The organism is Lacipirellulaceae bacterium (assembly GCA_040218535.1).
Classification (GTDB): domain Bacteria; phylum Planctomycetota; class Planctomycetia; order Pirellulales; family Lacipirellulaceae; genus Adhaeretor.
In genome coordinates, this window is record JAVJRG010000012.1 from 1,425,963 (window position 1) to 1,439,546 (window position 13,584).

Genomic DNA, 13,584 nt, shown 5'->3' on the forward strand with positions numbered 1-13,584 from the left:
AACAACACACCAAACATCGCTGTAAGGCTAACCCTCAGCGAATCCCTAGAATTCGAAGATCGCGAGACAAGTCATGACGATCGACAAAAGCCTCAAAGTACGCCGCGGTGGTGTTAGCTCGCGGAGCGTTCTCACCCGGGCCGAGCGGATTGTTCAGCTCAAGGACAATGGCCGCTGGGAAGAAGGCGATTCCCCCCTTGGCCTGCCTAAAGTGCGTGTGAAGAAGCTTGTACTCAAGAAGAAAAAGAAGAAGGCCAAAGAAGAAGATGCTGGCGAAGAGAAGTCGGAATAGGCTAGCTCTTCGATTTCAAAAAACAAAACGCCCGCCGAACAGATGCAGTTCGGCGGGCGTTTTTTGTTTGGGTTCGAGTAGTCGTCTACTCGGTGATGATGTCCTTGACCGTCTTTCCGCCAGGAATCATCGGCAGTACGTGCTCTTGGTAAGGCGTTTCGACGTCGAGAACATAAGGCCCATCGTAGGCGAGCATCTCTTCCAGGGCGGGGACGAGATCCTCTTTCTTGCGAACGTAGGCCGCACCACAGCCAAAGCCACGGGCGATGCTGACGAAGTCGGGGTAGCGTTCCGGCGGACCGATGCCGTCCCCTTCGCCGCTCCACTCGGGATTGTCGATCGGGCCTAGGTAAGTGTGGGCGCGGTTGCCTTGCATGAAGCGATCTTCCCACTGCACAACCATGCCGAGGTGCTGGTTGTTAAGCAGCAAGACCTTCACGGGGAGCTTCTCGCAGGCACAGGTCGCCAGCTCTTGAATGTTCATCAAGAAGCTTCCGTCGCCATCGATGTCGATGACCAGCCGATCAGGAAACGCGGTCTGAGCACCCATAGCGGCAGGTAGTCCAAAGCCCATCGTGCCTAGGCCGCTGCTGGAGAGCCACCTGCGGGGTTTGTTGAACTTATAGAATTGGGCCGCCCACATCTGATGCTGGCCGACACCCACGGCAACGACAGGGTCTTTGTCCTTGGTGAGCTTCCATAGCTCTTCAATCGCCAATTGTTGGGTAATGCCGGGATAGGTACGGTCGAACTTAAACGGATGGTCCGCCTTGAGTTGCTTGCAGTGGGCGACCCAGTCCGAGATGTCCTCGGGTGGCTCGACGATCTTGTTGAGCTCGGTCAGAGCATGCTTTACGTCGCTGCAAACGGGAATGTGGGCTTCCTTGTTCTTATTGAGCTCAGAAGCGTCAATGTCTACGTGGATAATTTTGCCGTGCTTGCAGAACTCCTCCACCTTGCCGGTCACGCGGTCGTCGAAGCGGACCCCCAAGGCGATCAGTAAATCGGCCTCATCAACCGCCTTGTTCGCGTAAACAGAACCGTGCATGCCAAGCATGTCGAGCGAAAGCTCGTTTTCGCTAGGGTAGATACCCAGCCCCATGACGGTTGTCGTGATGGGAATTCCCGTCTTGTCAACGAGTTCGCGAAGCTCTTCACTCGCTTCGGCAATAATGATCCCACCACCGGCGTAGATGATCGGACGCTTCGCCAGTTTGATCGCAGCGGCAATCTGGTTGATTTGCTCGGGGCGAGCCAATGGCAAATCGAATGAGTAGCCCGGCAGGTCCAGTGTAGCATCGTAGTCTGGGACGCACGAGTCAAGCTGAACGTCCTTGGGGATGTCAACCAGTACGGGGCCCGGGCGACCTGTCGCGGCAACTAAAAACGCTTCCTTGAAGACACGGGCCAAGTCGTTGACGTCGGTCACTAGGTAGTGATGCTTGGTGATGCCACGGCAGGCTTCGACAACTGGGGTTTCTTGAAACGCGTCAGTACCAATAACTTTCGTTGGAACCTGAGCGGTAATGGCCACCATGGGGATGCTGTCGAGCTTGGCATCGGCAATGGCGGTAATCAGATTCGTCGCGCCCGGGCCGCTCGTGGCCATACAGACGCCCACTTTGCCGGTGCTGCGTGAGATACCTTGTGCAGCGAACCCGCCACCCTGCTCGTGACGGGGCAGGATCGTGCGGATCTTGTCGCTGAAACGGGTAAGCGATTGGTGCAGCGGCATGCTGCATCCCCCTGGATAGGCGTAGATAGCTTCCACGCCGTGATTCACCAGCGATTGGATGACAATGTCTGCGCCTAGAGTTACGTCGCTTTTCGTTTTGGTTTTCTCAACAGTTGCCACGATGGCACCTCGGTTTGCATTTGCACTGGGTTGGGGCAGCGGGGGAATCTGAATCCTGACTGCCCAGGGAGACTCTCGTCGTTCAAAGACATCGTTCTACGATGACTGCTTGTATTATGACCGCAGTTCGACCGTAAACCTATCCATAGTAAGCGGATTCGCCGCCCAAAACAAGCATTTTCACGCCGCTTGTCGGCTTAGCCGCGGCGAAACCGCAAGCGTTACGATTAACGGACCGGCGGGGCCTCGGGAATGTTCGCTCAGCCGTGCATGCGGCGGGGAATCATGAACGAGTAGAGGATTACCACCGTTCCGGCCCCCATGAGGCTCCAGGGGACCCATTCGGTTGGTTCCACGGTCTTGATCACATAGCGGTCGGGGCTCTTACGATCTGGGATTCGCACCGTCGCCCGATCAAGAGCCAGCGCCTCGACCCCCAGCAGCAGGGCCGTGGCTCCTATTGCGAGAAAGAGGGATCGAAACATCGTCGGCACCTCAAGGCTTCAGGTTAGGGGGCGGGGGAGGGACTTCATTGGAAGAATCGACGCCCCCGGAACCGCCGCTCTAGTTTTCAGGACTAATCGGCAGCCTGTAGTGGATTTGCCGTTCGGCCCGTGCGTGCTAGCACGGTTGTGAGGGCTGCCCAGCGTGCTTGTCGGGGCTGTTCCGATCCACTAGCATCCGCTGCCCAAATTCCTCATCAATACATAAGTACGCTGCCATGCCTTATCCACTGACCGTTATCATTCCCTGCAAGGACGAACGAGCGAACATTGTCCACTGCGTCGAGTCGGCCACACGGGTCGCTGATGAAGTGTTGATCGCTGATTCAGGATCGACCGACGGCACTCTGGAGTTTACCCAACAGCACGACGCGTGCCGCGTTGTGGAACGCGATTACCGCACCTCGGGCGATTTCAAGAACTGGGCGATTCCCCAGGCGAAACATGAATGGGTGATGATCCTCGACGCGGACGAGCGTGTCACCGAACCGTTGGCAGCCGAGATCAAATCGCTGTTGGCAAGTGAACCGACCGAGGACGGCTACTGGATCTACCGAGCAAACCATCTGATGGGCCATCGCGTTCATCACACCGACTGGGCACGGGATAAAGTCCTACGGCTCTTCCGTCGTGACTTAGGTCGCTACGAAGGGCCCAGCGATCATGGCGAAGTGGTCGTCTCGACGGGCAAGGTCGGCAAGCTTAGCGAGCGGATGGATCACTACACACTCTGGTCGTGGGGCGATTACCTGAAAAAGTTCGACCGCTACACTCGCGTCCAAGCGGAGCAGTGGTATGAGCAAGGAAAACGACCCAGTTGGCAGCGAATGCTCCTCCGGCCCCCGTTGCGGTTTCTGCGAGATTACGTCTGGTTTCGCGGGTTTCTCGATGGTTGTATCGGCATGCAAATTGCCTGGACGGCCGCCTTTTACAGCTACATGAAACAAGCTCGCTTGTGGGAGTTGCACCAAGGCATGCAGCAAGGCGAGGTCGAGAAACCGAGTCCCTTGTCACAGGGGCCAATCGCTGACGCCGACCCGCTTGCTGCCTAGTTGCTCCCCTTGCGGTTTAGCCGCATGGTATCATGGAAAGCATGTCCCCAACGTCTCGCCCCTGGTACCGGCTTCGCATACGCACGCTGTTGCTGCTGGTGATCCTTGCAATCGTTGCTTGGAGTCTCTTCTCCTACTGGTCTGACTATTCAGAGCGCACGGCACGAGTTTCCCGTGAGCTGATGTCACCTGAAGTCGGAGCCTTATGCCGCGTTCTCTTTCGTGGCGATGCCATCGGCTTAGAGAACTCAGGTGTCCGCTGGGGCGAAGTGAACGGGGTCGCGAATTCCGTCAAAGGCGAGTTTGTTCGAATGAACGAACAATGGCTGGTGATCGAAACCTCGCGTGATGACAGCACGTTTGAGAAGTGGATTCCGCGCGAGCAGGTGCTTTACGTTGAGATCGAGCGATAAAGCATAGGCAGCCGCAGCCAAACCTGGCTGCCGGGAACTTGCTCGCAAGGATAGTCTACTCATGCGCTCCGGCAGGCTGTTAGCCTGCGGCTACCTTCGTCTGTAGGTTTCCTACGACGCCCCGATGCGGCTGTTCACTCTTGCTATGTTTGCGTTAAAATGCTGTCGTGGCGAAGACCAATGCCTCCCCGGTCGACGCGTATGCCGCTGCGGCGATTCGCGATCTAGCCGGCTATCTTGAAACGCTTGACGACTTTTCCGAGGTGCTTTCCAGCCTAAACCAAGGGCACGGGGGCACGCTTGGCGGAGTCTGGGGGTCTTCGCGCGCTCTCGTTGCCGCGGCTCTTCAGCGAGCGTGCACGGGCACGCTGCTTGTCGTTCTGCCTCACGCGGCAGATATCGACGTTTTCGTCAGCGACCTCGAACTGTTCACGTCAGCCAGCGTCGCCCCGCTTCCTGCTTGGGAAACCGACGCTGGCGAGCGCGTTCTACACGATGATATCTTCGGCGCAAGACTACGCGTGCTGAAGTCCGCGGAGAATCTCGAAGTCGTCGTCACTTCAATTCAAAGCCTGCTGCAGCCGGTACCCAGTCAGGAGACGCTCGCCGCGGCGACACGCAATCTCACCGTTGGTGAGCAACTCGACGAGGCCGAACTCGCTCGCTGGCTCGTCGAACATGGCTGTACGAACACCACGGCGGTGGAGCTTCCTGGTGAATTCTCTATTCGTGGCGGGATCGTTGACGTCTTCCCGCCCGATGCGCTCGACCCTTTTCGCATCGAGTTGTTCGGTGACGAGATTGAATCGATTCGCACATTCGACGTCGCGACCCAACGGAGCCTAGAGAGCCTGCAAGTCGCGCCGATCACGATGCTCGCTCCCAGCGCACAAAACCGCACGCACTTCGCCAGCTACTTATCGAAATCAAGCTGGGTGATGCTCGTGGAGCCGAGTGAGTTGGAGGAAGAGGGACGCTACTACCATCGCCGTCAAGAGAATGCCGAAGATCTGTTCGCCACGAGTACGACGCTCAAAGAACTTTACAAGTTTCCCTCGGTCACGGCAGCGGGTGTGCCGAGCGGTTCTTATGAAACGACGGCTCATCTTCAGTTCGAGTCGGTCGAGCAATTCTCCGGAGACGTTTCACGGGTGAAGCAGGAACTCGAAGCGGCAGCGGCAGGCCAGCAGGTTTTTCTGGTCTGCGATGCGGACTCCGAAGCGGAACGCCTGGCGGAGGTCTTCGCGGAGAGTTCGCTGCTCGTCAGCGGCAACCTTCGCTTCGCCCTCGGGCACCTCAAGAGCGGCTTCCGGCTGGTCGGTCGCCAGACAGTCCTCATCAGTGCGGCTGAGTTATTCCAGCGGCAGGAACTGGTTCGGGGGGCTACGCGGAAAACAGGGCGGGCGATCGATAGCTTCCTTGAGCTGCGCGACGGTGATCTGGTCGTGCATCTGTCTCACGGGATTGGCCGATATCGGGGGCTCCGCTTAATTGAAAAGGCGGACCAAGCCGAAGAGCATCTTGAACTCGAGTACGACGGCGGCACGCGCATCTTTGTGCCGGTCAGCAAGATCGAACTCGTGCAGAAGTACATCGGCGGGCGGAAGGCAAAACCAAAGCTGGCCAAAATCGGCGGCAAAGCCTGGGCTCGCCAAAAGCTGGCGGCGGAAAAAGCTGTGGTCGACATGGCCGCCGATATGATCCAGGTGCAAGCGACGCGGGCGGCGCGGCCGGGGATTGCTTTCCCTGAGGATACCCAGTGGCTCAATGAGTTCGAGAACGCCTTTCCTTATCAGGAAACGCCTGACCAGCTTTCCGCCATTGCCGCAATCAAGTCGGATATGCAAGAGCCCAAGCCGATGGATCGGCTCCTGTGCGGCGACGTAGGTTTTGGAAAGACGGAGATGGCCATCCGTGCCGCCTTCAAAGCGATCGACGCTGGCTACCAAGTCGCCGTGCTGGTGCCGACCACGGTGTTAGCCGAGCAGCACCGGCGGACCTTCACGCAGCGGATGGCGGAGTTCCCGTTTCAGATTGCCTGCCTCTCACGTTTTTGCACGGCAAAAGAGCAACGCGAAATAGTCCAGGGTGCCGCAGAGGGAACCATCGATTTGGTGATTGGTACGCACCGCCTCGCTTCGCCCGACGTGAACTTTCAAAACTTGGGGCTGGTGATCATCGATGAGGAGCAACGCTTCGGGGTGGCAGTCAAGGAAAAGCTAAAAGCGTTGCGTGCCGCGGTCGACGTGCTGACGATGACCGCCACACCGATCCCGCGCACCCTGCACATGTCGCTGCTGGGTGTACGGAGCATCTCGAACCTGGAGACCGCTCCGAAAGATCGTCTCGCGGTCGAGACGAGGGTTTCGCGTTTTGACGAAACGCTCTTGCGGCACGCCATCATGCGCGAATTGAACCGCGATGGGCAGGTTTACTTCGTGCATAACCGAATTCACGACATTCAGAAAGTCGCGCAACGGTTGAGCAGCATTGTCCCCGAGGCGAACATTGGCATCGGTCACGGACAGATGACGGCTACGGAGCTAGAAGAAGTGATGCTCGGTTTTGTCCGCAAGGAGTACGACATTCTCCTGGCCACGACGATCATTGAAAGCGGCTTGGACATTCCCAACGCGAATACCATCTTCATTGACGATGCGGATCGTTATGGTTTGGCGGACCTGCATCAACTCCGCGGGCGTGTTGGGCGCTGGAAGCATCGGGCTTATTGCTATCTCTTGATTGACGAGAAGCGAAACCTCTCGCCCGAGGCAGCCCGGCGTTTGCGGGCGATCGAGGAATTCAGCCAGATGGGCGCTGGCTTTGCTCTGGCGATGCGAGACTTGGAACTGCGCGGTGCTGGTAACTTACTGGGCACCCAGCAAAGTGGGCATATCGCGACGGTTGGGTATGAACTGTATTGCTCGTTGCTCGAGAAAGCCGTCCGGCAACTCAAGCAGTTGCCACCACGCGAGTCGGTTGATGTTTCAGTCGATCTACCCGTGATGGCGTATTTGCCGGGAAGTTATGTTCCCGACATGCGCACGAAGATCGATCTCTACCGGCGTCTGGCCCGCGTGGCGAATGAGGAGGAACTCGATGATTTCTCTGGCGAGCTAGCAGACCGCTTTGGGACGCCGCCAGAGCCCGTAGAGGAGTTACTACGCGTCACAAGGCTGCGAATCGCTGCCTACGAGCAAGGTATTCACGCGATCCATCTCGAAGATGAGTATGCCGTGCTGACCTATGCCCAGCGGCGGATAATTGAACGACTCGTTGCTAGCAGCGCCGGACGGTTGCGAATCGCCGACGCTCGCAGTGCCTATTTGCCGTTGGCGTGCGACGTTGAGGATTCTCAGGCGGTGCTAGGGGAGATCGAATCGCTCTTGCAGCCTGCGGCAGTCAGTGCGTAAACTCTCGCCGCGCTGCGGTTTGCACTTCGTGAACCGGCACCTTACGTAACTTGTGTCAGACATCTTTGAGGACGCTCCGCTGAACCCTCTTCAAAAGACTTTCCGACTTGTCGCCGCTTGGTTGCTGGTGTTTGTTGCAGTCGTCGTTGCGCATGCTCAGTCGACATTCGCTCCGCCGCCGTTGCCCAGGGAGCCAACCGCTTCCAACGTGCGTGGCATTTATAACCCAAGTCAGCAGAACAGCGGGCGTGCTGCTCCTGAGTTCGTTGCTCCAGCGGCGAAGACGCCAGCGATGGGTGTCCCGAACATCGGTGTTACGCCGACGCAAGCAGAACCCATTCAGGCGGCTCAGATTCTGGCCAAAGTTGATGGTCAAGTCGTCTTGGCGAGTGACCTGCTTTGGCAAGTGAATCAAATGATCGCCGATAATCGCGATCGCATCCCTGCAGAAGAAACCGAAACGGTTCGCGCTTCGTTACTTGAAAGACAACTCTACGGCCTGATCGACACGAAACTGCTCTACGCCGATTTTGTTAGCACGGTGCCGGCTGAGAACATTCCCAAGGTGCGGGAAAGCCTGAGTAAGGCTTTCGAGGAGCACGAAATCCCCCGCCTGATGAAAATGCTAAAGGTCGATAGTCGGGCCGCGTTGGAGGCGAAACTCGCCGAGTACGATGGCTCGCTGAAAGACATTGAGGGGATGTTCTTTGAGCGTTCGATCGCTGGCGAATGGCTCCGTCAAAAAACTCCAAAACCGAAAGAAGTGACTCACGAGCAAATGCTCTCTTATTACCAGGAGCATTTGAAAGACTACGAGTATGAGACCCAAGCCCGTTGGGAAGAAGTAATGGTCCGCTTGAAGAAGTTTGGAGGCGACCGGGAAAAAGCTTGGCGGGAGCTGGCCGACATGGGCAACGAGATTTGGAACTCCGTGGCCGCGAATCCGGGTCTCCGCGGCCCGGTGTTCAGCAGAGTTGCCCGCGAACGATCGCATGGCTTTACGGCTAAGGATGGCGGTGAGCATCCTTGGACGGTGGTCGGCGACCTGAAATGCGAAGCGATCAACGATGCGTTGCGTGACTTGGCCGTGGGACAAATGAGTGATCCGATCGTCAGTGAGCGAGGGATTCACATCGTTCGCGTTCTCGAACGCAAGCAAGCGGGCCGAACGCCCTTTACCGAGGCCCAGGCGGAGATTCGGAAGACGCTCGAAAAGAAACAGCGCGCGGGGCTCGTCAACGCCGAGATGGAGAAGCTTCGCAAGCAGGCCCAAGTTTGGACCCTGTTTGAAGGCGAGATCAGCAACTCGCGGTTGGCGGAGATTCTCGACGGCCGACAGCGACGGTAGGAATCGCGTAGGCAGCCGCAGGCTGTTAGCCTGCGGCTGCCTTTGTTTGACGAAGTTGGCTCAGCCTTCCATCTCTTTCCCCAGCTCGTAAACCTCCACCGCGTCGAGTACCGCGTCGTTGCTGTCGAACAGGCGCGCAACGGCCGCTTTGTGGATTTTCATTTTCGTGCCGCCAACACCAAGCGCGCCGTAGCAGATGTGGCCGTCGCGTTCGACCGCTTTGTCGTGAACCTCGACGCCACCAAGCCCCAGTGGCGGGACTGCGTTGAGGTCGAGAACGACCTCCAGCGAGGAGCAACCGGCTCGCATATCCGCTGGAACGAGCTCAACTGCTGGTGGACCGGAGGCGACTAGAATCTGTGCGCCCTCGATGGCATCGGGCATCTCCTCCGGTTGGGAGGTGACGACGGGGGTCAGCTCTGCGTCGGGAACAAACTCCTTGACTTCATGGCATACTTGTTGGGCGGTTTCCATCTTACGGGAGGAAACTCTCACAACTGCTCCCTCCTCGGCCAGCAGACGAACGACGCGTTTGCCGACCGAGCCCGTGGCCGCCAGCACAGTCGCCTGGGCGCCGCGGAGCGAAAGGTGGCGGCGAGCGGCCAGTACGGTTGCCGCGGCCGTGGTGTTCGCCCCATTGCTGTCGAGCATCGCCGAAACGCGCATCGGCCCGAAGAAAGTCTTCTGCACCTCAGCCATAACGGCTTCGCCCGCGATCACATCCGATCCGCCGACGAAAACGGCGGTCGACTTCAGGTCTTCAGGGCCTCGCGTAAAGATCGCCCCGTAGATGAGGTCACGAACATCGTCGGTCGTGATCCCGCTGTGGCGAAACAAATGATCGACCCCCGCATCGACAGCCACCACGCCGTCGAAGACGCTGGGCTGTGGATCGGTATCAAAGCAAACAAGGATTTTAGGCTTGGACATGCGAGAAAGTAGAATGGTGAGAGTCGAGAGGGGAATACACAGCAACGAAGAGTTTCTAGCCGCGGTTCTACGAATCGCCGGAACCTCGCAGCAGACCATCAACAAGAAAAAACCACGCGCCGCTAACCGACGCGTGGCCTGGGTCTCTTGTCGGTGTTGCGCCGTGACTAGAAGCCGCGGAACGGGTGGGCGGCTTCTTCCTTGCCGGCGATCATTTCGTCGGCTGATGGCTTCGCGCCCATCGCGTTGACGATCGCCATCTTGGTGGCTTCGTAGTTGTAGTCGTAGATCTTCTTGTCGTCGGCAGCTTCAGGGTGAATGAACACGCCGCAGACGATGACGAGATCTTCAGCCTGCCCTTTGTCGATCACGCCATCAGCCACGCTATCGGCAACGGCCTTCGCGACGGCTGCTTGAGCAGGACCGAACATTTGAACGGCCTGACGCATGCCCTTGATCGTGACCTTGGTGATCATGACCGTGGCTGGCTTAACGGCCAAGTTCGGGGTCAGCACAGCGAGTAGGTTGGTGTGGCCGTCGCTCTGGGTGGCCAAGGCGTTGGCAAAAGCGGTACCGACAGGGCCGTCTTTGCTACCGATCATAAGATCGATATGAGCGATTTCGTTGCCGTCGCCCGTGAGGGCCTCTCCGATGAACATCGACATAGTTTCGTTACTCCAGAAATGAGGGGCGTGCTAGATCGGTTCTTTCGTAGTTGATCAAGCTGGCGCTGCTTTGAATCCGCGATGCGAATCGGGTGCATCGCGCGGTGGCTAGGCCACAGTATCGTGAATTGGCTAATCTGCTTCGCTGCCGAACACTTATTTCGGCACGGTGCTGATGTCTGGCCCCAGTATGGCTAACTTTGAGGGCAACCGACGAGCCAGAAAGCATAGCAGCCCCCATAGGGAGAGTTCAACCGGCCTAAACAGCCCTGCCAACTCGCAGAAAACGCTTGCACTTCTCCGTCGAACTTCCTAGTTTATGGAATGCACCCTGGAATTTCGGTGGGGAGGTTCCGGGCAAGTGCTTCAGCATGAATTGCAGTGGGCGAGTCGGCCTACGTCGGCCATCTGATGCAATCTCTCTTCAGCATGCTCATGACTTACCAGATTCCTTCTGTTTGATTTCGGTAAAGGAGAGCATTCATGAATGTCGTGGGGCCAAGGGGCAAAGGTTTTACTCTCGTGGAATTGTTGGTGGTGATTGCCATCATAGGCACATTGGTCGGATTGCTACTGCCGGCGGTTCAGGCAGCTCGGGAGTCTTCACGTTCCAATACGTGTCGTATGAACTTAACGCAGTTGCACAAGGCAACCGCCCAGTACGAGATCGACAATAAGAAGTACCCCGGCTACGTGAATCCCATCGGCGGTGGCGCCAGTTGGTCCGCAATGCTGCTACCTTATCTGGAACGGCGCGACCTGTGGGAACGAATCCAAGTGGGAGCTAGTGCGAGTGCCTCGGTCGAAGTGTTCGTCTGCCCAAGCAACCCTCCGAAAACTGAAGGGGCGCCCGGGATGTCTTACCTGGCAAATGCAGGTTGGATCCAACGGGAAGAGATTTTCCCTAATTCCTTAGAATGTGGAAAAACGGAGAACATCGCAAACGGAGTCTTCTTTGACAAAACGCGAACGGACGTTAGCTCTCGAGCAGACATTCGTGATGAAGTTCGAGTGGATAATTCGTGCGTCCCCTCGCCTCAGCCAATCACTAAAATGACGTTCGCCTACATCCAAGCCGAAGGGGACGGCACAACCAATACGTTGTTGTACTCCGAAGGGATTAACGCAATGGTCTGGACCGGCATCACGGCCCCCGACAAAAAGTGGCACTACGGTTTCTGCTGGGAGAAACCTGTGACTATCGCGGCTGGTTACGAAGACGATAACAGCACGATCGAGACGGGCTCACAGTACCGCTACATCAATCGCATCCTCAAGTCGTTGACGAACAATCCAAACGAAAAGCCGGCCAACAGTTGTGCTCCTTCAAGTTATCACGCTGCGGGAATCAACGTGGCGTTCGTTGGTGGCAGCGTGAGGTACCTCTCGGAGCAAATCGAGCCCTTCGTTTTCGCGCAGTTGATGACGAGCAATCGGCGTGACTCCGATCTTGATGAAGAGAACCTGCCTCAGCCAGACGCCGACGACTATTGAACTGCTATGAAATGGCCACCCAACATCGGAGCAGCTTCCCACGGGGCCTGCTGAATGCACAGGAGAGTCGAATCGGGCTCTTTCTGGACAAAACGGCCCTTTCCTGCGACAATTCAAGATGAGCACGGTTTGCATGCCCGATGGGCCTTTTTCTTTTATTCATTCGATGTCGTCATGCAAAACGGGTTCGTGATGCGCGTGTAATGAACGGCGTTTTCAGAGGCAACGCAGTTCGTGGACACGAAGGTACTTTCGATCCCCTTGTCATCGCTAAGCACAGGTCTCGCCCTTGATGACTCAATGCCTTGAGCGACTTGCGAGAAACCGACGGAACACTTAGCACCGAAAACGAACAGAGGAGACTCCCTATGAGAAACGCTTACCCTCCCCAAACTCCAGGCCGCCAGCGAGGTTTTACGCTGGTTGAGTTGCTGGTGGTGATTGCCATCATCGGCACGCTGGTCGGCCTCCTGCTGCCAGCTGTACAAGCGGCACGCGAGTCAGCACGGAACAACACCTGCAAGAACAATATGCGTCAACTGGCGCTCGGTCTCAACACGCGGGAGTCGTCTCTCGGCGATTACCCCGGCTATGTCAACGAGCTAGGCATCGCTGATACCACTCGCCTCATCCGCGCGAGCTGGGTTGTGTATACGTTCCCTTACGTTGAGCAGAATGCGTTGTGGGAAAGATGGTCGCAAGGTCAAGTTAACCCTAACATGGGCGCTCTGACCGATCAGCTGTCTTCGGAGGATGGCGAGATCGCTCAGCTTGAAGTACTCACCTGCCCAAGCGATCCGCCAGTCACGCAAGGTCAGCCCTTATTAGCCTACGCAGCAAATGCCGGCTGGGCCCAGCGTACCGCTGAGAATTTAGGGAGTGTGCCCGTTGGGACCGCGTCTCCTTTCCAACCCGACGATCGAGAGAACGCAGCGAACGGAATTTTCTTTAGTCGCATCCGTGGCTGGGATGCCAGTCGTTTGTTGGGTCGTCCAGATAACCATGCTGGAACTCCGGAGATCACGATGAAGGCCGCTCTTATTAAGGATGGGCTCTCGCAGACGGTGATGCTCTCGGAAAATCTACGAACCATCAACTGGGCATACCTTCCCGCAGACGAGTACGATGTGAGCGGTGGCACCGGCAATCAGAAGTACCACTTTGGTATCACCTGGGAGCAGCCTGAGACTGTCGCCACGAACCTCAACGCCCCTATTCGCATTAACGGAAACACGGAGGGCGAGACCGCCACGACGATCAATTCGATGGTGCGAACTGACGGCTTCCCTTCAAGCCGTCACCCTGGCGGTGTCAATATGGCACTCATGGACGGGGCAACACGATTTGTCTCCGACAGCATTTCACCGTTTATCTATGCTCAAATCATGACTTCTCACGCAGCGAAGTCTGACTTGCACACGAACGATGGTACGCGGCCAGAGCACTACGAGTCGCAGCAGCCACCTGTGTCCGCTGGCGATTTCTAGAAATCGTCGTGATAAACGAGAATAAAAAAGGGACGCCACATTGCTGTGGCGTCCCTTTTGTTTTGCGCTCGGTTGCTGCTGAATATCAGCCGTCCCGACGCGACGGGATTAGCCCCCGGTTACCCTGGGAAC

Annotated in this window: 11 protein-coding genes; 7 read left to right on the forward strand and 4 right to left on the reverse strand. The window is 57.2% G+C overall.

Translation table 11 applies throughout. The features are described from left to right. Window positions 1–73: 73 nt before the first annotated feature. Entirely contained in the window at window positions 74–292 is a 219-nt protein-coding gene (locus RIB44_19620) for a small basic protein (GenBank protein ID MEQ8618789.1), read from the forward strand. 85 nt (window positions 293–377) lie between these two features. Here the strand turns inward: RIB44_19620 and ilvB are convergent, their stop codons facing one another. Together ilvB and RIB44_19630 are read right to left on the reverse strand one after the other, a co-directional pair. Further along, window positions 378–2,147: a biosynthetic-type acetolactate synthase large subunit gene (gene ilvB / locus RIB44_19625; GenBank protein ID MEQ8618790.1), complete on the reverse strand. Its 1,770-nt coding sequence runs from the start codon at window positions 2,145–2,147 to the stop codon at window positions 378–380. Window positions 2,148–2,407: 260 nt separating this feature from the next. Then, complete coding sequence (locus RIB44_19630; GenBank protein ID MEQ8618791.1) at window positions 2,408–2,632, reverse strand: hypothetical protein; 225 nt, start codon at window positions 2,630–2,632, stop codon at window positions 2,408–2,410. Between the two features lie 236 nt (window positions 2,633–2,868). Between RIB44_19630 and RIB44_19635 the strand changes: the two genes are divergently transcribed. From RIB44_19635 to RIB44_19650, 4 genes are all read left to right on the forward strand, one after another. Next, the gene (locus RIB44_19635) at window positions 2,869–3,702 is read left to right on the forward strand and encodes a glycosyltransferase family 2 protein (protein ID MEQ8618792.1); all 834 of its coding nucleotides are present in this window, start codon (window positions 2,869–2,871) and stop codon (window positions 3,700–3,702) included. 41 nt (window positions 3,703–3,743) lie between these two features. Then, a complete protein-coding gene (locus tag RIB44_19640; GenBank protein MEQ8618793.1) occupies window positions 3,744–4,115 on the forward strand; it encodes a hypothetical protein in 372 nt (123 codons plus the stop codon). Between the two features lie 167 nt (window positions 4,116–4,282). Then, on the forward strand, window positions 4,283–7,528 hold the full coding sequence (gene mfd / locus RIB44_19645; protein MEQ8618794.1) for a transcription-repair coupling factor: 3,246 nt from the start codon (window positions 4,283–4,285) through the stop codon (window positions 7,526–7,528). A 52-nt stretch (window positions 7,529–7,580) separates the two neighbouring features. Beyond that, window positions 7,581–8,876, forward strand: a complete 1,296-nt coding sequence (locus RIB44_19650) for a peptidyl-prolyl cis-trans isomerase (GenBank protein MEQ8618795.1) — start codon at window positions 7,581–7,583, stop codon at window positions 8,874–8,876. A 60-nt stretch (window positions 8,877–8,936) separates the two neighbouring features. Here RIB44_19650 and RIB44_19655 read toward each other — a convergent pair whose 3' ends face one another. Together RIB44_19655 and fae are read right to left on the reverse strand one after the other, a co-directional pair. Further along, the gene (locus RIB44_19655) at window positions 8,937–9,806 is read right to left on the reverse strand and encodes an NADP-dependent methylenetetrahydromethanopterin/methylenetetrahydrofolate dehydrogenase (GenBank protein MEQ8618796.1); all 870 of its coding nucleotides are present in this window, start codon (window positions 9,804–9,806) and stop codon (window positions 8,937–8,939) included. Between the two features lie 167 nt (window positions 9,807–9,973). Continuing rightward, window positions 9,974–10,471 carry a formaldehyde-activating enzyme gene (fae, locus tag RIB44_19660; GenBank protein MEQ8618797.1) on the reverse strand — a complete coding sequence of 166 codons (498 nt, stop codon included), beginning with the start codon at window positions 10,469–10,471 and terminating at the stop codon, window positions 9,974–9,976. A 483-nt stretch (window positions 10,472–10,954) separates the two neighbouring features. On the opposite strand from fae, the gene RIB44_19665 reads away from it, so the two are divergent. Together RIB44_19665 and RIB44_19670 are read left to right on the forward strand one after the other, a co-directional pair. Next, window positions 10,955–11,965 (forward strand): DUF1559 domain-containing protein, encoded by a 1,011-nt coding sequence (locus RIB44_19665; GenBank protein ID MEQ8618798.1) that lies wholly within the window; start codon window positions 10,955–10,957, stop codon window positions 11,963–11,965. Window positions 11,966–12,333: 368 nt separating this feature from the next. Then, window positions 12,334–13,452 (forward strand): DUF1559 domain-containing protein, encoded by a 1,119-nt coding sequence (locus RIB44_19670; GenBank protein ID MEQ8618799.1) that lies wholly within the window; start codon window positions 12,334–12,336, stop codon window positions 13,450–13,452. Window positions 13,453–13,584: the final 132 nt, after the last annotated feature.